The following is a 19,407-nucleotide window of genomic DNA, read 5'->3' as shown; positions in this document are numbered from 1 at the left end:
CCGGTGGTGCAGGGATGAGGTGGTGGGTGCGGTGCTGTGCCGGGCACGTGACCCGGCACAGCACCACGTGGAATGGTGCTTCAGCTGACGTAGACCAGTGGCACGCCCAAGTAGTTGGCGTTTCCGCTGGCGAAGTCCAGCTGTGCGGTGGAGCCGCCGCCGCGCGCGTACACCGATAGCTTGGCGCTCACCAGCAGGTAGGCGCGGTCCGCTCCCAAGAGGTCGGAGTAGTACATGGTGCGCCAGCCGTCGAAGCGGTCGTTGACGTTGATGTTGTCGTTGCCCACCGAGAGCACGTTGGCATTTCCCGTGGGCTTGTAGTTGTACTGGTAGCCGGTGGCCGAGAGCGAAATGTCGACGCTGGCCTGCTTCGAATCGAACCAACCGTCATCGGCACGCACGATGTAGAAGCCGTTAAACGGCACATAGACCGTTTGCGCGTAGTTGCGGTTCTCCGGTGCATTAAAGGTGAACCACCAATCCATGTACACCGTGAACGAACCGACGCCGGTGCCGAAGATGCCCGAGCCCGCTCCGTTGGCGTAACACGATGCGTCGATGTTGCCGGGGTTGTAGCCCTGCCAGTACACCGATCCGTCGGAACCGTGCAGCGTTCCGTAATACGGGCTGAGCCAGCCCACGGCAGCGGCCGCCGGCCCGTTGCCGAGCACCAGTTGGAGCGCTGTGGACTCACTCGCCTCCGCCTCCGCCAGCCGAGCGGCGGCGGTTTCACTGTCCTTGAGCGCTGCCGCTGCTACCTTGGACTCGGCCTCTTCCTGCTTGGTGAGGTAGGCCGCGAGTTCCTTGGGCAACGTTTTCTTCAGGCTGGCCAGTCTGCTCTGCCCGCGGGTCTCGAGGTCCGCCAGCTCCTTGGACTGCGCCTTCTGGAGGGCAACAACTTGCTCGCGCCGGGCGGCCACGAGCCGCTCAAAAACGACATCGGTGCCCTGCTGGATGTTCTCCATGGTTTTCTCCCCTTGTGGACTCACCACAACAGACGCCCACGGTGTCAAAACCGCCCTCTTGCCCCTGGTGGCCCCCACCCGTCCGCCGTGTGATGCCTCAGCGTAGGCGGGCACCCGTGACCGGGAAATTACCTGCCCATTACCGCTCCATGACCTGCCGGGGCGTGGAGTGTCGGCGATGCACACCATCCGCGAGCGCTTCTAGATGCTCCACCGATCCGGTCCGCCGACGGAGAACCCGGCGTATGAAGCATTTGCGACACGGCGCACCTGGGTTTCGAGTCGATCCAACGTTGGGGAACCGGCTATGCCCAACTCCTTCCGGGCCCTGCTGCGGAATCCGATGATCGCCTGCAACGCCGAAACGCACTGGCCCAGGGCCAGCTGCGCCACCACCATAATTTCCAGCGCGGCTTCGTCTAACACATCAAGGAACAACCCCTGGGCCGCCGATTCCACGGTGCCGGCGTAGTCGTGGCGAGCCAGGCACTGTGCCGCGGTCCGGCGCCAGTAGGCGGTTCGGGCCTGTAACAGACGGACCTGTTCGTTGAGCACCCAGTCCTCGTACCAACCCAACAGCAGCGGAGTGGTGCCAGGGTGCTTGCGCTCCCCCGCGACGGCAGATCCCTCGAGCTTCTCCCATTCCCGGTGCAGGTCTACCCGGACCCATTCGGAGAGTTCGAGCGCATGCCGATCCGCGCGAATCAAATCCGGTAGGCCGCTGGTCACACGGTGGATGCTCACCCGCAGGTTATCCAGGGCGGAGCTTTCGGGCGACTCTGGCCACAACATTCCCGCCACCAGCTCACGCCGACAGCAGCCTTGGACCGCCAAAACAGCTAAAAGTCGCTGCTGGCGGAGGGAAACCTCGATCTCGCATCCGTTGCGCCACAGCCCCCATGATGGCATCAGGCACAGCCCATAGTGGGATTGCCGTAGCCCGCCCTCAATGCTCATCGTGGGCAGTCCCCCTTCGCCCGTCCGTTGCCGTCTGGATGATTTAGCTACCATTCGAATCGTGCACCCTAGCGGGGCGGGGGTCAAGATGTGGGAGGGAGCGCTGCGGCCGGCGGGTGGAACATCGACTCACCCATCCGTTGGGCGGCGGCGCGTGCGGCATCGACCCCGTCGATCAATTCCTGTTGCCGCCGCACATCCAGAACCGGTTTCAACGCGGCAAAACACAGACGTCCGCCCTCGTCAAAGCGCAGTAGGCCACCGCCGCGCACGATCACCGCCGCCGTGGTGCGCAGGCCCAACTTCGTGGCCTCGGCCGGGGACAGGCGCAGTTCTTGGACAAAGGAAGCCCCGATTTCGGCGACGGCAAACCCGTCGGGGCTGATCCTGAGGCTGGGGCGCACCCTGTCGATGGTGATCTTTGCCGCCGGGTCCAGTTTGGCCGCATCCAATAATGTCGGGTTATCCCAAATGAAACGCAGCACCTCGTCGGGGTCCGAGCCTAGGGCGGAGAGCCGGACCGGGTAGTTCAGCTCCCGCAACTTGGTCAGCCCATCTAGGGCATGGGGCGGCCCGGCTAGGATACCGACCTCGGCAAAGCAGGAGCGCAGCGCGCCGCGGTAGTTGCGCCCATCCTGCGGGACCACCACCGCATCAGCGGCCAGGATCCCGCGCAGCAAATCCTCCCATCCCACATCGACCGGGGCCATGTAGGCCAGACCACGCAGCAGCATGTTCAGCACCCGCTCGCCAATGCGAGCACCGGCCGCTGCCACCTGGTGAACACTTGAGCGGCGGCCCGGGCGCCCCAGCTCCGCCCGCCACAAACGCAGGACGGTTCCCAGCACCGCGCGAATGACCCCGGCGGCACGCCGATGCGGGTCCGTATCTTGGCGCCAGTTCGCCGGCAGCTCCCCGCTCAGCGGATCGCGTGCTGCCTTGTCGTGACTGAAAAGGTTGTCGGCGAAGCGAAAGAGTCCCGAGGCCAGCAGCGTCGAATCGATGGATTCCAGGGTTGCGCCGGGTGTCTCAAGTTCCACGGTGATGATTTTTTCCACCACGGATTCGGCGGTGAAGACCCCCAGCATGGCCACGAGGTCGGCGAGCGCCTCGTGCAGGGCCAACTGATCGGCCCCGGCGTGGGCATCACCCCAGCGCGGCCGGTACCCGTCGATCACTGCATGCGTGACCTCGTGCGCCACCAGGTCCCGGTAGAGCACCAGCGGGAGTTTGTTCCGGTGCCGCGAATCGTGAATCATCCCGAACCTGATGGAACAGTCTTCTGGGGTGTAGCCGGTGTTGCGGTAGTCGATCGGATCATTGGCGTACAGCGTGAGCCTGCGCCCGCCGGCCCAGCCCATCCGACGCCCCAGCGCCCGCTCGAAAGACGCCAGCGTGTGTGCCGCCACCGCGTAGGCCTGCTGGGCCAAGAATCGACGGTCCGTGGGCAGGTCAGCGGGATCCGCCGGCGGGGTGATGTCTTCCGCTCCCCAGTCGCCCTCCGCCAAGACTTGGTTTTCCCGGCGCCCGCGCGGACCAAGCACCACCACCTCTAGGCGTGCGCCCAACGGACCGGTGAGCAACCGTTCGCTGGGGACACGAAGGATGTGGGTCATTAGCTGATCCGCGGCATCTATCAAGTGCGGTCCCTGGGCCAGCACCGTCAGTGAGCTCAGATCCCCGGCGCGATGCGGTGTCGGCACTAACATCGTTCACCCCGAGTGGGGCGCGAAGGCGCTGCCCCACGGCGAATTCTTGGCCGCGACCGGGCCTTCCAGTTGCGCGCGCTGGTCAAAGCGGCCCTTGGTCAGTGACTTGATGACGGCGGCCATTATCACCTTGCGGGTGCGGGTGGGGTCGGTGCGCAGCTCCTGCAGCAGGTAGTAGGTGAACGCGCCGTTATAACGCCCCTCAAATACCGCATCGGCGGAGGTCTGGTCCGAGCGGCAGCCTGCCAGCAGCACCGGGCGAGCCCCGGCGCCCGAGCGTGACACCAGGTCGCGGAAGGCCCGTGGATCCGCCGTCGCCGTGCGCTCCAGGCCGATCGGTGTGGGTGGGGGCAGGAACCGTGGGCGGCGCCCGGGCAGTAGGTCCAGCGCCTTGAGTCCGCTTCCGCTGTGGCAGGTGTCCAGGACCACCTCTACCAGCATCCCTTGCGGCGCCCGGGAAATGAGGTCATGGAGTTCGTCATCGGAGATCAGGGTGGCAGGGTCCCATTGGTCCCCGGCTTGGTTCAGGTCATAGGTGGCAAAGGCCTCGTCCGACTGATCTGCTTCATCACCCGAGGTATCCGGGATCTGGGTTCCATGGCTAGAGAAGGTAAAGACCAGGTGCTTCAGTCCGTCGCTTGCCGCCCGGTCCATGGCCTCTCTCAGTTTGTCCATGACCGCTGCCTTGGTGGCGGCGGCGTTGGTGAGTACCTCGATCTGGTGGTCGGCGAACCCGTACCCAGCTCCCAAGACCTCGGCAAAGTCTTTTGCGTCGTTAACGCAGCCGTTAAGCCACGAGCCGCGCGGTAGGTTTTGGAAGTCGTTGATGCCCACGCAGAGGGCGTAGCGCTCCCCACTTGGGCCTGAGCTGGCGACGTGGCCGAGGACCGGTACCGCGATTGACGGCGCGGGGTTCACGGCGGCAGCCGGTTCCGGGGTCGGCCGGGCGCCGCTGTAGCCGATGACGTCCTCGCGGCCCAGTACCCGGCACAGCACGCTGGTCATGGTATCGGGGTCATCATCGAAGGAACCGTGAGACCGCGCGGCGCTGCGTCCTGACTTGGGTCCGCCTGCGGATATCGACCAGGTCGCATCGGCCCCCGCCGAGGCGAAGAGCTGGGTCAGCGATTCGTCGGAGGCTACCGATTCCGCCAGACCCAGAATCGGGGTGTTCGGCTCGACCTCCAACGAGGCCCGAATCAGGCAGAGCAGCGAGCGCCGGTAGAGACCAATGACGTCATCTTCCTCTTCCAGCTCCGTCTTCATGGAGAACATGCCCAGGTGATCTACCCCGTTGGCGGTTCCCAGCAGCGGCAGCAGCCGTTGCTTGAAGTTTTCGGTGGTGATGGCCGGAGCTAGCAGGTTCAGCGTGGAGAAGCCTTGCCCAGCATCCAGCCCGGCGTAGGCCGGCAGGAAGTGTGAATGGAAGATCGCGCCAGCCGAGTGCCCGGCCGCATGCAGCTGAAGGGCCTGTGGGTTTTTCTGAACGTATTCGGCCAGTTCCCGGGCCACATACAGCGCACCGCCGTCGTCGGCCACCGATTGAGCGGCGCTTAGTTTCATCTGACCCCAGATTTTGGGTCCCACGGGGCGGGCAAGCAGTTCCAAGGCCTTGTTCCAGGCGTCCTGCAGGAAGCCCCGCTCGGCCGGGACAGCGAGCTGCGCCTCGCGCGGGGCGGCTCCGAGCAGGCTGGCGATGGCATCAAAGAGCCCGGTTTCCCAGATGAAAAAGATCGGATAGACCCCGTTGGCCAGCCACCATGGGATTTGGCGCGCTGCACCGAGAATTCCCGAGTTTTCATCCACCAGCCCGCCATGGGCCCAGAAGAGCAGCGGGACGTCGCGTCCGCCGTTGGCGGCAACAAATTCGGGCAGGTGGCGTGCGAAGATCGCTTGGACGTCCTCCGGGGTGGTGCGCATTTGCCCGCCGCTGGAAAAGCGTCCGTCCGACAGGTTGATCAGGTGCCGCTTGAGTGCCTGTGGATCGATTCCTGCCGGAAGGACGCCTCGTGCCGCGCCGTCTTTCTCGGGGTTTGGTTCCCGGGCCGTCAGCAAAACCATGATGCGCTCCTGTCAGGTGCCGTGTTATGGATATCCCTCCACCAGCATGGACCGCCGGACATTACCGCAGCGTTACCGCCCGGTGTTTCCGGTGTCCCCGGACGGTAACGCTGCAGCTCCAGCTACTTGAGCTTCAGTGATGCTGCCACGTCCTGTGCCCGAAGGTACTCGCTGGAGGCCAGGTAGGTGTTGCGTTCTGCCGCGTCCTTGAACCCCATGTAGCCGGTCCATGCATCGGATTGGACCAACTTCCCGTTTAGGTGGAAGGCCGTGGCCAGGTCGCACAGCTTGCCCTGCGCGGCGCTGTCGGCCGGAACCAACGACACCGCCGAGCGCTCAATGCCGAAGTAGTCGGTCTGCGTGATCAACCCCAGTGCCAGCTTCCCCTCATCAACCACGACGGAGGTGGGGCTCAGCCCGTTCAGCGTGTAGGTACCCGCCGGGTCCTTGCAGGTTTCGGTACCGTCCTCGCCGGGTCGGTCGTCGGTGAAAATGGCCAGGTTGAAGACCGTCTTGCCGTGCGCATCAAAGAACCCTAAATGGTAGGTGGCCGCATCCTTCGGGTTCACGGTTGCGGGGTCTAATACTTTGCCGTCGGCGGCGTTCATCGACTCAACCTGAGTCCATACCGGATGAGTGACTTCGAGGACCGAATTGCCATAGGGAACACGTTCGGTGCTGGTCTCGGTTTCCATCCATGACGGCACGTTGGGACCGAAAAGCTCCGCAACGATCTCTGGGTCGATTCCCGTTTCCTTGACGGCCAAGTCCATGCGTTGTTCCGGGGTTTGATCCGCTTCATAGGTATAGCCACGCAGCAGGGGCCAGCTGAGGTATTCCTGGTACACCTCCACACCCTCTCCCGTGAGGTTTGACGGCGAGCTGACCCAGTGCTCGGCCTCCGGATCCCACTTTGCTATCAGCATGCCGCCGGAGGTGTCCTGGACCCGCTCTTCGAGCTTAAACTGCTCACTGGGCGTGAAGGCGGCAAAACCCTCAACACAGCCGATGAGGGAGAAGGCCCTCGTGTCGTAGCCCGGTGTGCTGAGCTTTCCTTGGGCGTCGGCGAGCTGGATCTGGGGCAAAGACAGGGCGCGGCACGCCTGATCGTCAGTAAAGTGCACGCCGTCGTAGGCGGGGAACAACCCGTTGGGCAGTGCACCAGACTCCGGTGGCGTCGTAGGATTCGCCGAGCTGCTTTCCGAGGGCGCCGTGGGGCTCGGGGTGGGTGTGATCGCCGGGCCGGGCTCGGGCAGCGGAGCGTTCCACGGCGACCAGAAAATCACCGCGGCCACCGCGGAGGCGGTGACCATCGCGCCCAGAGCCACCGGTCCCCAAGAGCGCCGCGGCCTCGATGCTTGGCGCACCGGCTGCTGGACAAAGACCGGGCCGGGTTCATCCAGGTTCAGGGGAAGGGGGCCGGCGGATTTCCGGTGCATGCGGGGGTCGGCGTCTCGAAGGAGCTGTTCAATGTTGTCCATCTGAGGTTCCACCCTTCAACATCTGGTTCGGCGCCTTCTTGGAGAAGGCCTTGCGCGCCCTGAACAGCCGTGACTTGGCCGAATCGGGCGAGCATTCAAGGATCGAGGAGATTTCGAGGATGCTCAGCAAATCCCAGTAGGCGAGCATGAGGATTTCGCGCTCCTGCGGGCGCAAGGTGTTCAGAACGTCGCGGACCCCTGAACCGGGGTCATCCTCCGGCTCCGGGCGGCGGGCCAGTTCGGCACCACCAAGCTTCTCAACGAGGCTGCGTTGGCGGCGCGTGGCCCGGAATTCATTGGCGACCAGGTTCCGTGCCGTCACCAGCAACCACGGCAACACATCCTCGGAAGGTTCCTTCTGGTGCTGCCAGGCGATGCGGAAGACGTCATTGGTGATCTGCTGGGCTAATTGCACATCGGTGGTCCGCCGGTAGACGTAGCCGTAAACGCGCTGGGAGTACTGCCGGTGCAGTTCTTCCACATGCAACGCGGTTCTCGCACCCATGGGTTCCCTCCCCCTCAAGACACCCGGTTTCGGGTGCTGCCTGATGCCTAGGTAATGTCCGGGAAGTCGGCTTCGGTTGCATCGATGGCGGGAATCTTTGTTCCCGGCCAGTTGATGGTGGCAAAGTGGTTTACCGATTCGTTGTCGGCGGCAAGGCGCACCAGGGCGTCGAACCGTTCGCCGGCCAGAATTCGAGTCAGCCAGAGTGCCGAATCGTCCCACATTCGTTGAAACGGCAAATTATCCGCCGGATACCACTGCGGGATCAGCTCGGATGAGGCCGCCGGTAGACCGCTGAAGGCGGTGGTGAGGTAGATCGTGCAGTCCATGTCCGCGGACGGGTTCGCGGGGAAGCGGAAGTAGACCCGGGCCGCTGGCAGTAACTCATCGGCATCGGCTATCAGCGCGGTCTCTTCGAATAGTTCGCGGACTGCCGCCTGCTCGCGATTCTCCCCCGCTTCGATCTTCCCACCCGGTGCCACCATCTTGCCCGCACCGAACCCGCGTTGTTTCAGCCCCAGTAGAATCTGGGTGCCGTCGGTGCCGTGTACCACCGGCAGACACAAGACCACCCGGATCGGGGTGCCAAGCGGTGGGTGCGGCATGGTGGAGCGTACCTTCCCTAGTGGTGGGCGCGGGGGTGCGCCGCGGCGTAGATTTCCCGCAACGTGTCGGCGGTGACCAAGGTATAAACCTGAGTGGTGGTCACCGAGGCGTGGCCCAACAGCTCCTGGACCACACGCACATCGGCTCCCCCCTCCAAGAGGTGGGTAGCGAAGGAGTGCCGCAGGGTGTGCGGTGAGACATCTTGTTCGATGCCCGCGCGTTCGGCGGCCTTGGTGAGCACCGACCACGCCGATTGGCGCGAGAGCCGCCCGCCCCGCTGGTTCAGGAAGAGGGCAGCCGTGCCCTTGCCCTTGGCAACCAGCTCGGGCCGCCCGCGCACCAGGTAGGCGTTCAGCGCATTGATGGCGTAGGAACCCAACGGGACGATGCGTTCCTTAGAGCCCTTGCCGAAGAGTCGCACCACGGCCGGGCCGCTGGCCGGGCGTTCCAGGTGCAGGTCATCAACATCGAGTCCCACGGCCTCGGAGATTCGGGCCCCGGTGGAATACAGGAATTCGAGGATCGCCTTGTCACGCAGGCCGGCGGAGGTTTCGGTGGATACCGAATCCAGGATGGCGCTCACATCGGCCACCGAAATGGCTTTGGGCAGTCGGCGCCCGGGCGACGGTGGGTGTAAGTCAACGGCCGGGTTGGTCGGGGCGATGCCCTCAAGCTCCCAGAACTTATGCAGTCCACGCACGGCAACGATGGTGCGTGCCGCGGAGCGAGCACTCAGTGGGGCACCGCCATCGGCTCCATCACGCACGGCCTGGGCGAAGGCGGTCAGGTTGCCCAGGTTCACCTGGGCCGGTTCGTGAACCGACTGAGCACCGAGGAACGCGGCGTAGCGATAAAGGTCCCGCCGGTAGGCACTAACGGTGTTTTTGGCCATGCCACGCTCGACGGCCAGATGTTGGAGGTAGCCAGCCAGGTGCTTGCCGATGGGCAGCTGCGCCGGGTCGGGCGTCAGCTCGGGAACAGGATCCTTGATCGGCTCCAGCACCGCGGTGGTATCGATGATACTGAGCTTCATCGTCTCGGCTTGGCTCATGGCAGGGATCGAACCCAACTTCTGGGTCGCGTCTTCGGTGCCGATGCTCATCTGAGGGCCCGGTCCTAGGTAGCTTGTTCGGACGAACGCAGCCGCGGATGGACGTCGAACGGGGTATCCACCGGACGCAGCGAAGCATAATTGCCAAGCCGTGCCGCGGAAGCAGCCAGCAGGCCGGCCACCGCCGAGGGGTTATGGATCCGCCCGGCCAGTACCGCGTTAATGGCGTCATCCAAGGGAACCCAGGAGATGACCATGTCGGCTTCCTCATCGGTACGCTCATGGCGTTGATCCAGCGGAATTTCGCGGGGGTTGCGCGCCAGATAAATGCGAATCGCCTCCGAGGAGGAACCCGGGGAAAGGAAGAGATCTACCAGCACCGCCCAGTCCGAGGCGATCAGATCTGCTTCCTCGGCCAATTCCCGCGCGGCGGCCAGATGGGGCGCTTCGCCTTCGATATCCAAGAGACCGGCGGGAATTTCCCACAGGTTCATGCGCACCGGGTGACGGTACTGATTGATCATCAGCACCTCGTTGGCGTCGTTGAGCACCAGCACTGCTACGGCACCGGGGTGCTCGATGTAGTCACGAACCAGCGGCGCCATCTCTGGCGCATATTCGAAGGTGTCCTGCACAACGTCCCAGATACGTCCGTCATAGACTTTCTCGGAAGAAAGCAGGCGGCGAGGGCTGAACGAATCGCCCAGCGCCTCGCCGTCTGTTTTTGCCATGATGTTATTTGCCGGCCTTCTGGTGGTCCAACGCTGCCTTGACCAACCCTGCGAAGAGCGGGTGTGGGCGGGTCGGACGGCTGGAGAGCTCCGGGTGAGCCTGCGTGGAGACGTAGTACGGGTGTACGTCCTTGGGCAGTTCAACGAATTCAACCAGCTCGCCATCCGGCGAGGTGCCGGAGAAGACCAGTCCTGCCTCCGCGAGCTGCGCGCGGTAGGCGTTGTTGACCTCGTAGCGGTGGCGGTGACGTTCGGCCACGGCGGTCTTGCCGTAGGTCTCTGCCACGACCGAGCCCTCGGTGAGCGTTGCGTCGTAGAGGCCCAGGCGCATGGTGCCACCCAGGTCGCCCTTGCCATCAACGATTTCCAGCTGCTCCTGCATGGTCGCGATGACCGGGTGCTTGGTATCTGGCTCGAACTCGGTGGAGGAGGCATCGGCCAGGCCGACCACGTTGCGGGCGTATTCGATGACCATCGACTGCAGGCCCAGGCACAGGCCCAGGGTCGGCATGCCGTTTTCGCGGGCGAACTTCAGTGCGCCCAACTTGCCTTCGAGTCCGCGGATGCCGAAGCCACCGGGTACGCAGATGGCGTCAACGCCGGCCAGTGCTTTCTTGGCACCGGCTTCGGTGGAGCAATCGTCGGACGGGACCCAGCGGATCTGGACCTTGGTCTTGTTGGCGAAACCGCCGGCACGCAGTGCTTCGGTGACCGAGAGGTAGGCATCGGGCAGGTCGATGTACTTGCCGACCAGCGCGATTTCCAGGTGATGCTTCGGGTTGTGTACCGCGTCGAGGAGCTTGTTCCACTTCGACCAGTTCACATCCTTGAACTTCATGCCCAGGTGCTGAACGATGTAGGCGTCCAACCCCTGGGAGTGGATGACGACCGGGATGTCGTAGATGCTCGGGGCATCGGCGCAGTTGATGACCGCTTCGGGGTCAACGTCGCAGGTCTTGCCAAGCTTGACGCGCATTTCCGGGGGAATCTCGCGGTCCGAACGGATGACGAGAGCATCTGGCTGAATGCCGATGGAACGCAACGCAGCAACCGAGTGCTGGGTTGGCTTGGTCTTCAGTTCCTGGCTCGGGCCGATGTACGGCACCAGGGAGACGTGAACGAAGAAGACGTTGCCGCGGCCGATGTCCTGACGGACCTGGCGTGCCGATTCGAGGAACGGCTGAGACTCAATGTCCCCGACGGTTCCACCGATTTCGGTGATGATCACATCGGGAGCCTTCTTGCCCTTGCCCGGCTCGGTTGCCGGCAGGCGCATACGGCGCTTGATCTCATCAGTGATGTGAGGGATGACCTGAACGGTGTCGCCAAGGTAGTCGCCGCGGCGTTCCTTTTCGATGACCTCGGAGTAAACCTGTCCGGTGGTCACGTTCGCCATGCCGTTGAGGTTTTCGTCCAAGAAGCGCTCGTAGTGACCGATATCAAGATCGGTTTCTGCGCCATCATCGGTGACAAAGACTTCACCGTGCTGGAAGGGGTTCATTGTGCCCGGATCCACATTCAGATACGGGTCTAGCTTCTGCATCGTTACGGAGAGACCACGCGCACGAAGAAGGTGACCGAGGCTGGAAGCCGTCAGTCCCTTTCCGAGGGACGAGGCCACACCGCCGGTGACGAAGATATGTTTTGTCGTTTCAGACGACCGGGAATCACGAGAAAGATTACGTTGCACCACGGGGTTCTACCCTATCACCTTTTCGTTGTTTGACGTTTGGGAAAGACTCTACAGGCTCGTGCACAGCAACGGGCTCGAGAGTGTTGATTAGCTCAGTGAACTCACCAATAGTTGCGCCTCACCGAGCAGTTCCTCGGCATGGGCCTGGGCGGTGGATGAGTCCTCTTGGCCAGCTAGCATCCGCGCCAATTCGCGCACCCGCTCCCCCTCGTCCAACAGCACTACGTCACTGGCGGTGAAGCCGGCGCCGTCGGCACCCTGGGCGTTGGAGGACTTAATGACGCGCACATGACGGTCGGCATACGCTGCCACCTGAGGCAGGTGGGTGACCACAATCACCTGGACATGCTTGGCAAGCATCGCCAGTCGTTTTCCGATTTCGACGGCGGCCTTGCCACCGACTCCGGCGTCAACTTCATCAAAAACGAACGTCGGAACCGGGTCAACGGCCGCGAGCACCACCTCGATGGCCAGCATGACGCGAGAGAGCTCGCCGCCCGAGGCGCCCTTGCCCAACGGGCGCGGGGAGGAGCCTGCGTGGGGTTGGAGCAGCATGGTGATGGAGTCCAAACCGTAACGGTGCGGTTCGGTGAGCTTCTCGATCTCCAGCACGAACTTCGCGTCCGGCATGGCCAGCGCCGCGAGCTCGGCCGTCACGCGGGTGGCCAGTTCTTTGGCGGCCTTGGCGCGTAGCTTGGAGAGCTTGCCCGCCAGCTCCAAGACCTCGGTGCGCAGTGATTCGGTTTCTGCTTGCAGCGACTCGATCCGGCCATCATCGCCCTGGATTTCTGTGAGCCGGGCACGTGAGGTGCTGGCCCAGGCAATCACTTCATCAATGCTGGGTGCATACTTGCGAATCAGTCGGTTCAAATCCGACCTGCGTTCCTCCAGCGAGGCCAGGCGTTCGGGGCCCTCGGCATCCAGATCCGAGAGATATGCGGCCAAATCCGTGGAGATTTCCGCGGCCAAGATGCCGACCTCGTTCAGTCGCTCGGCCAGTGCCTTGATATCAACGTCGTCGGCAGCCACCTGATCGAGGGCATGTTTTGCCGCCTCGACCAGGGAAATGACGCTGGCTGCTTCGTATTCCTCGCTATTAAGCGACTCGTGGGCCAGATTGGCATTTGACCGTAACGCTTCAACATTGGAGAGCTTCAACGACTGGTTTTTCAGATCCACGTCTTCGCCCGGCTGCGGATCAACAGCGTCGATCTCTTCCAGGGCACTCTGCAGAGATTCTGCCTCGCGGATGCGTTCGCGCGATGCCGTCACGAGCTCCTCAAGTTCGGCTCTGGCGCTCCCCCACCGGTCAAAGGTCTGCTGGTAGCTGCTCAAGACCTTGGCCAGCGGGGCGCCAGCAAACTTATCCAGTGAGTCGCGTTGTGCAGCAGCGCCCTTGAGCCGCAGCTGGTCGGTTTGACCGTGGATGGCAATCAGATCTTCGCCCAGTTCAACCAGCACGCCCACCGGGGCGGCGCGGCCGCCAACAGAGGCACGACTGCGACCTTCGGCGGAAAGGGTACGGGTGATGATGAGTTCGGCTTCGTCATCAAAGCGTTCAACCAGGGCGCCAGCTTCCTCGGCACGGTCAAGCACCTTGCTGGTGGCCGGGAGCAGAATCGTTGCGTCCGCGACGGCTTGCTTAGCTCCGTGGCGCACTGCCCCGGCATCTGCACGGCGCCCAAGGAGCAGGCCTAGTGCGGTGATGACCATGGTTTTGCCGGCACCGGTCTCACCGGTGACAACGCTGAAGCCAGGGCCCAGCGGCAGGGTCGCTTGGGAGATGACGCCCAGGTCGCTAATGCGGATTTCTTGGATCATAGCTGCCTCCGGTGGTCCTGGTGGGCAAGGGAATCCGGCTCCGCTTTGGGGTCGTGGTGCCGTGGTTCAACTACTTGCATTGAGGGGGTGATCACCGGCAATGCGGTGGTGGCGGTTTCCCGCTCGCGCGGCTCAACCGGTCCGCGCCAGCCCTGAATGGGAAGCTCAAACTTGTTGACCAGACGTTCGGAGAACGGTGTCTGATTCACTCGGGCCAGCCGCACTGGTGTGTCGGAGCGCGTCACTTCGATACGGGCACCGGGCGGTAGCTCGATGGTTCGCCGTCCATCGCACCACAGCACCGCCGCAGCATCGGTGCGGGTGAGGATCTCGATGGCCAGCAATGAGGTGGGAGCCACAACCAATGGTTTGGCGAAGAGTGCATGCGCGCTGATGGGAACCATCACCAGGGCCTCAACCTCGGGCCAGACGACGGGGCCTCCGGCGGAGAAGGCGTAGGCGGTGGATCCGGTGGGGGTGGCCATGACCACGCCATCACACCCGAAGGTACTCAGCGGACGCCCGTCGACCTCCATGACCACCTCGATCATGCGTTCGCGGTTGGCTTTTTCGATCGCGGCTTCGTTTAACGCCCAGGTGTGGGCAATGCGGCGGTTATCGAGCCAAACCTGCACGTCAATGGTCATACGTTCTTCGACGGTGAAGAGTCGGTCGCAGATGCATTGGACAGTTTCTTCCAAAGCCGTGCGTTCGCTTTCGGCGAGGAACCCCACGTGCCCGAGGTTGACACCTAGCAGTGGAACTCCCGCACTCCGAACGAGTTCGGCTGCGCGCAGCACGCTTCCGTCCCCGCCTAGCACCATCCCGAGTTCGATCGATTCGAGGGCAACATCCTCATCGAGAATTTCAACCTCGAGATTTTCGCCTTCGGGGATATTGCGGACCGCTTGCATTTCCAATCGACGCATGACCGGGATCAGTCCGGCGGCTCGCAACTTGGCGCATGTTTCCACGGCAGCGAGAAGGGCATCGGTTCGGCCTGTATGGGTGAGGATCAAGATCCTGCGCATGATTTCCTTCCTCGGCGGACCGAAGGTTGGGACATCGATTCAGATGCCGGCAAGTCTAAGAATAGTCAACGTCCGGCCAGGCAGCTGTCCCGACGCGGGATTGTGGAGAAGCCTGAGTTTTTGGATCCGTGGTTCGGCGCAGCCAGAGGAAGAATTCCACATTGCCGTCTTGTCCAGCCAGTGGGCTCCGGGCCAGGCCGCGCACACTTAGGCCGGCACCGAGTGCGGAGGTAATCACAATGTCGACGGCCTTGCGCCGTTGGAAGGCGCCGGAGACCACACCGGTGCGTCCGAGTTGCTCGCGGCCGATCTCAAATTGGGGTTTGACCATAAGCACCAGATCGCCGTTGGGCTCGGTGGCGTTGGCCAGTGCGTTCATGACCATGGTCAGGGAGATGAAGGATAGATCGGCCACAACGAGGGCTACTTGTCCCCCAATGTCCTCGGCCTTGAGGTAGCGAACATTCATGCCCTCATGGACATGCACGCGGGCATCTGCGCGTAGTTCGGCGACAAGTTGTCCGTGTCCCACGTCTACTGCTTCAACGTGGTCTGCGCCGCGGCGTAGGAGCACGTCGGTGAATCCGCCGGTTGAGGCACCAGCGTCGAGGCAGCGTTTGCCGCCGACCTCGATCTGCGAGAACGCCGCTAGGGCGCCGGCCAGCTTGTGCCCGGCACGGCTGACGAATTCCTCGGCGTCTGTAGGCTTCACGGAGATCTTTGAGGTCTCGTTGACGGTCTTTGCGGCCTTGGCGGCCACGGCACCGTTTACGATGACGCGCTGTTCCGCGATGAGACGGGCTGCGTCGGTGCGAGAACGGGCGAGGGAGCGGGTGACCAACTCCTGGTCAAGGCGGCTCACGGGCGGTCCTTTGAAGTGGAGTCAAGATCAGCTGTCAGGGACGCCTGCAGCTCCTCGAAAACGGCCAGATGTTCGGCAACGGGTCGTTCGGCGAGGGTTTCCAAGACATCAAGGTCGGTGCTTGGTGCCTGCGGGTTCAGCGGCGCCGCGGGACGCGGGCCGGGTACCGGAGCGGCCGGTCCATTGCTTCGAAGTGTATTGGGGTGCTTACTCATCATCACTTTGAGCCTACGGCGTGGTGAGGACAGTTTGTGAGAAGACCACGGTGGGTTGCACGGCTGTGTCCTGATGCGGGTGGGCCAACCACCATGCCGAGCACGCTGCGCGCCAAGCGTCGAGGTCTGACTCATCACCGACAACGGTGATAGTTCCGTCTTTGACCGAAGCGAGTGCCGAGCCACAACGGATCCCGAAACCAGTGACTTCGATAATCGGGTATGTCTCATAGAGACCCGAGAGGTCGCTGATGATGTAATCGGGGCGCTCCGCTGAGCGTGCTGCCAGAGCACTGTGAACGGAATCTACCCCGGTCAGGACCAACACGGTGCTGTATCCGGCCTTGTTACCGCCGAGGATGTCGGTGTCCAATCGGTCACCGACAACAAGCGGGTGCGTGGCTTCAAAGGTCTCGGCCGCGCGGCGGAAGAGCAGTGGTTCAGGCTTTCCGGCGACCAACGGTTCGGTGTTGGTCGCGGCGCTGACGGCCTCGACCAGCGAACCGTTGCCCGGGGCAATGCCTTCGGCGCGCGGGATAGTCCGATCGGTGTTGGTGGCGATCCAGATGGCGCCACCGTGGATTGCATAGGCGGCATCGGCTAGATCTTGCCAACCGATCGAGGGATCAAATCCCTGGATGACGCCCACGGGCTTATCGAGGTGGCTGGCGACTATTTGCATTCCAAAGGAACTGACGCAGTCGCGCAGGTAAGAACTGCCCACCACAAGGACTCGGGAGCCCTGTGGCAGTTTTTGTGCGAGGAGTTCGGCTCCCGCGTCTGCCGAGCCAAAAACTTGCTCGGCAGACGCGGGTGCACCTAGCTGAATCAGGTGTTGAGCAACTGCACCCGGAGATCGTGAGGCGTTGTTCGTAATGTATGCCAGGACAACCGAGTTTTCGTCCAACCGCTTCAAGGCATCTATAGCCTTGGGGATTGCTCCGTTACCTGCATATACGACGCCGTCAAGATCGGAAAGCAGTGCGTCAAAACCTGAAATCAGCATGGATTATTCGAATTCCTACTTTTCGTCGTTTTCGTCCTGATCGATGGCCGGGGAAGCACCCTGGACATCCGATACTGCCGAAACTTCGTCGTCGAGCTCCGGGTTGGATTCCTCGGTTGCTTCGGTCAAGACCGATGCTTCAACCTCTTCGACGGCGTCTTCGTCAGCGATGCCATCTTCAGGGGCGTCTTCCGACGTTGCGTCGCCCTCTTCCGAGGAAGGAGTCTCAGACTCAACGAGATCACGGGCACGCGGACGGCGGGCATCGCTTTCATCGTCTTCACCGAGGTCAACGATCTCCGGCTCGGCAAATTCGCCGGTACCGAGAGCTTCCTCGGCTACGGAGATCTGCTTGCGCCAGGTTACTGCTTCGTCATTGCGACCCAAGTTCTCAAGAGCGTCGGCGTAAGCCGAGAAGAGACGCGGGCTGTAGCTGAACGCGCGGTTCATATCCAGCTGCGGGATCTCGAGTTCGGCCAAGGCTGCGTCGAGGTTACCCAAGTCGTTCTGAGCACCGGAAGCGACCATGGCCATTTCGACCTTGCCGTTGGTATCCAGTGTCTCGATGACATCGCTGTGGGCAATTTCCAGCGCCTTTTCCGGACGACCAATTCCACGTTCGGAATCGGCAATCAGGGGAAGGTGCAGGTTGTTACCGCTGATGCGACGGTGCGTACGGAATTCGCGCAGTGCTTCGGCGAAATCACCGGCAGCATACGCGGCTAGACCAACGGCTTCTCGAACAACTGCAACGCGGCCGCCACGACGGGAAGCTGCGATGCAGTGCTCGTACGCCAACTGCGGATCGATAGCGATCAAGCGGCCGGCCATGACCAAGTGCTTGGAGACCCATTCGTTGTTGACGTCGTCAAGGTAACGCAGTTCCGCGCGGGTAATGCGGTCCAGTTCCTTGCCGGTTACATCGTCATCAATTTCCGGTGAGCGTCCGCGTTCCGGGCTATTCGAGCTGCGCAGGTCCGAAGGGTTGTGCGCACGGCGCGAAGCTTCGTCGCCACGCAGAGCTTCGAGATCAGCGGTGCTGGATTCTCCACGGGGCTTGAAACCACCGCGATCTTCGCGAGGCTTGAATCCGCCGCGATCTTCGCGAGGCTTGAATCCGCCGCGATCTTCGCGAGGCTTGAATCCGCCTTCACGACGGTCTCCGCCACGGTCCTCGCGGGGCTTGAAGCCGCCTTCACGACGGTCTCCGCCACGGTCCTCGCGAGGCTTGAATCCACCGCGATCTTCACGGGGCTTGAAGCCGCCTTCACGACGGTCTCCACCACGGTCTTCACGGGGCTTGAAACCACCGCGATCTTCACGGGGCTTGAAGCCGCCTTCACGACGGTCTCCACCACGGTCTTCGCGAGGCTTGAATCCACCGCGATCTTCACGGGGCTTGAAGCCGCCTTCACGGCGATCGTCGCCGCCACGGAATCCACCGCGATCTTCGCGAGGCTTGAATCCGCCTTCACGACGGTCTCCGCCACGGAATCCACCGCGATCTTCGCGAGGCTTGAATCCGCCTTCACGGCGATCGTCGCCGCCACGGAATCCACCGCGATCTTCGCGAGGCTTGAATCCGCCTTCACGGCGATCGTCGCCGCCACGGAATCCACCACGGTCTTCGCGGGGCTTGAAACCACCTTCACGGCGATCGTCGCCGCCACGGAATCCACCACGGTCTTCGCGGGGCTTGAAACCACCGCGATCTTCGCGGGGCTTGAAACCGCCTTCACGGCGATCGTCGCCTCCACGGAATCCACCGCGATCTTCGCGAGGCTTGAAACCACCGCGATCTTCGCGGGGCTTGAAACCGCCTTCACGGCGATCGTCGCCGCCACGGAATCCACCGCGGTCTTCGCGGGGCTTGAAACCGCCTTCGCGACGGTCACCGCCCTGGTATCCGCCACGGTCTTCGCGAGGCTTGAAACCACCGCGGTCTCCGCCACGGTCTTCGCGAGGCTTGAAACCACCGCGGTCTCCGCCACGGTCTTCGCGGGGCTTGAAACCGCCTTCGCGACGGTCACCGCCCTGGTATCCGCCACGGTCTTCGCGAGGCTTGAAGCCACCTTCACGGCGATCGTCGCCGCCACGGATTCCACCACGGTCTTCGCGAGGCTTGAAACCACCGCGGTCTCCGCCACGGTCTTCACGGGGCTTGAAACCGCCTTCGCGACGGTCACCGCCCTGGTATCCGCCACGGTCTTCACGGGGCTTGAAGCCACCCTCGCGACGGTCACCGCCCTGGTATCCGCCACGGTCTTCACGGGGCTTGAAACCGCCTTCGCGACGGTCACCGCCCTGGTATCCGCCACGGTCTTCACGGGGCTTGAAGCCACCCTCGCGATTGGAGTCGCCACCGCGACGGAATGCACCGTCGTTGCTCGACTTTGAACCGTCACGGTCGCGGTTGTCCTTTGACCCGAAGCCCTTGTTTTCGTATGACACTAGATGTGTTCCTCTCAAAAGGGTCTTCAGTTTTGGACCCCACGCATAAACTAGTGGACCACCGCATCTCACGGAAGCCCACACTAAAATCTTGTTGCCCTCATAGGGCACTCGACGCCTTCATCTATCTTAGTCGAGGGTACCCAGTCGGCTTAGTGAATTGTGCCAATAGTGCGCAACGCAACTGACCAATACTACGGCATTGGATGTAGCAGATGGAAAAAGTTCCTGGCTATTTCAGTGGCCGGCCCGCTGGTGGTGT

At 62.8% G+C, this 19,407-nt stretch carries 17 protein-coding genes; 1 reads left to right on the top strand and 16 read right to left on the bottom strand.

Annotated features, from left to right (window positions below):
- Nucleotides 1-80 precede the first annotated feature (80 nt).
- From HED64_RS15690 to HED64_RS15615, 16 genes are all read right to left on the bottom strand, one after another.
- Nucleotides 81-965, bottom strand: coding sequence for a hypothetical protein (locus HED64_RS15690; protein ID WP_168152939.1), 885 nt, complete (start codon nucleotides 963-965; stop codon nucleotides 81-83).
- 201 nt (nucleotides 966-1,166) lie between these two features.
- Nucleotides 1,167-1,922, bottom strand: a complete 756-nt coding sequence (locus HED64_RS15685) for an AfsR/SARP family transcriptional regulator (RefSeq protein WP_168152938.1) — start codon at nucleotides 1,920-1,922, stop codon at nucleotides 1,167-1,169.
- Nucleotides 1,923-2,005: 83 nt separating this feature from the next.
- Complete coding sequence (locus HED64_RS15680; protein ID WP_168152937.1) at nucleotides 2,006-3,631, bottom strand: gluzincin family metallopeptidase; 1,626 nt, start codon at nucleotides 3,629-3,631, stop codon at nucleotides 2,006-2,008.
- A gap of 3 nt (nucleotides 3,632-3,634) precedes the next feature.
- Nucleotides 3,635-5,692, bottom strand: a complete 2,058-nt coding sequence (locus HED64_RS19950) for a caspase family protein (RefSeq protein ID WP_245326044.1) — start codon at nucleotides 5,690-5,692, stop codon at nucleotides 3,635-3,637.
- A 122-nt stretch (nucleotides 5,693-5,814) separates the two neighbouring features.
- Nucleotides 5,815-7,173: a hypothetical protein gene (locus tag HED64_RS15670; protein ID WP_168152936.1), complete on the bottom strand. Its 1,359-nt coding sequence runs from the start codon at nucleotides 7,171-7,173 to the stop codon at nucleotides 5,815-5,817.
- Nucleotides 7,160-7,678, bottom strand: coding sequence for an RNA polymerase sigma factor (locus HED64_RS15665; protein WP_168152935.1), 519 nt, complete (start codon nucleotides 7,676-7,678; stop codon nucleotides 7,160-7,162). The genes HED64_RS15670 and HED64_RS15665 overlap by 14 nt, the downstream gene beginning before the upstream one ends.
- A 47-nt stretch (nucleotides 7,679-7,725) precedes the next feature.
- A complete protein-coding gene (locus HED64_RS15660) occupies nucleotides 7,726-8,283 on the bottom strand; it encodes an 8-oxo-dGTP diphosphatase (RefSeq protein WP_168152934.1) in 558 nt (185 codons plus the stop codon).
- A gap of 17 nt (nucleotides 8,284-8,300) precedes the next feature.
- Nucleotides 8,301-9,386 carry a site-specific tyrosine recombinase XerD gene (gene xerD / locus HED64_RS15655; RefSeq protein WP_210149833.1) on the bottom strand — a complete coding sequence of 362 codons (1,086 nt, stop codon included), beginning with the start codon at nucleotides 9,384-9,386 and terminating at the stop codon, nucleotides 8,301-8,303.
- A gap of 14 nt (nucleotides 9,387-9,400) precedes the next feature.
- Entirely contained in the window at nucleotides 9,401-10,066 is a 666-nt protein-coding gene (locus HED64_RS15650) for an NUDIX domain-containing protein (protein ID WP_168152933.1), read from the bottom strand.
- Nucleotides 10,067-10,070: 4 nt separating this feature from the next.
- Nucleotides 10,071-11,759 (bottom strand): CTP synthase, encoded by a 1,689-nt coding sequence (locus HED64_RS15645; protein WP_168152932.1) that lies wholly within the window; start codon nucleotides 11,757-11,759, stop codon nucleotides 10,071-10,073.
- An 87-nt stretch (nucleotides 11,760-11,846) separates the two neighbouring features.
- Nucleotides 11,847-13,580 (bottom strand): DNA repair protein RecN, encoded by a 1,734-nt coding sequence (gene recN / locus HED64_RS15640; RefSeq protein ID WP_168152931.1) that lies wholly within the window; start codon nucleotides 13,578-13,580, stop codon nucleotides 11,847-11,849.
- Entirely contained in the window at nucleotides 13,577-14,614 is a 1,038-nt protein-coding gene (locus tag HED64_RS15635) for an NAD kinase (RefSeq protein WP_168153075.1), read from the bottom strand. The genes recN and HED64_RS15635 overlap by 4 nt, the downstream gene beginning before the upstream one ends.
- A 52-nt stretch (nucleotides 14,615-14,666) precedes the next feature.
- On the bottom strand, nucleotides 14,667-15,473 hold the full coding sequence (locus HED64_RS15630) for a TlyA family rRNA (cytidine-2'-O)-methyltransferase (protein WP_168152930.1): 807 nt from the start codon (nucleotides 15,471-15,473) through the stop codon (nucleotides 14,667-14,669).
- Nucleotides 15,470-15,691: a hypothetical protein gene (locus HED64_RS15625; protein ID WP_168152929.1), complete on the bottom strand. Its 222-nt coding sequence runs from the start codon at nucleotides 15,689-15,691 to the stop codon at nucleotides 15,470-15,472. The genes HED64_RS15630 and HED64_RS15625 overlap by 4 nt, the downstream gene beginning before the upstream one ends.
- A gap of 10 nt (nucleotides 15,692-15,701) precedes the next feature.
- Nucleotides 15,702-16,694, bottom strand: a complete 993-nt coding sequence (locus tag HED64_RS15620) for an HAD-IIA family hydrolase (RefSeq protein WP_168152928.1) — start codon at nucleotides 16,692-16,694, stop codon at nucleotides 15,702-15,704.
- Between the two features lie 15 nt (nucleotides 16,695-16,709).
- Nucleotides 16,710-17,525: a tetratricopeptide repeat protein gene (locus tag HED64_RS15615; RefSeq protein WP_168152927.1), complete on the bottom strand. Its 816-nt coding sequence runs from the start codon at nucleotides 17,523-17,525 to the stop codon at nucleotides 16,710-16,712.
- A 156-nt stretch (nucleotides 17,526-17,681) separates the two neighbouring features.
- On the opposite strand from HED64_RS15615, the gene HED64_RS15610 reads away from it, so the two are divergent.
- Nucleotides 17,682-19,091, top strand: coding sequence for a hypothetical protein (locus HED64_RS15610; protein WP_168152926.1), 1,410 nt, complete (start codon nucleotides 17,682-17,684; stop codon nucleotides 19,089-19,091).
- Nucleotides 19,092-19,407 lie beyond the last annotated feature (316 nt).

The sequence above is a fragment of the Paeniglutamicibacter terrestris genome (assembly GCF_012271785.1).
Taxonomy (GTDB): domain Bacteria; phylum Actinomycetota; class Actinomycetes; order Actinomycetales; family Micrococcaceae; genus Paeniglutamicibacter; species Paeniglutamicibacter terrestris.
Note: the sequence above shows the minus strand (reverse complement) of the source record. Positions and strands in the feature narration are given on the sequence as shown.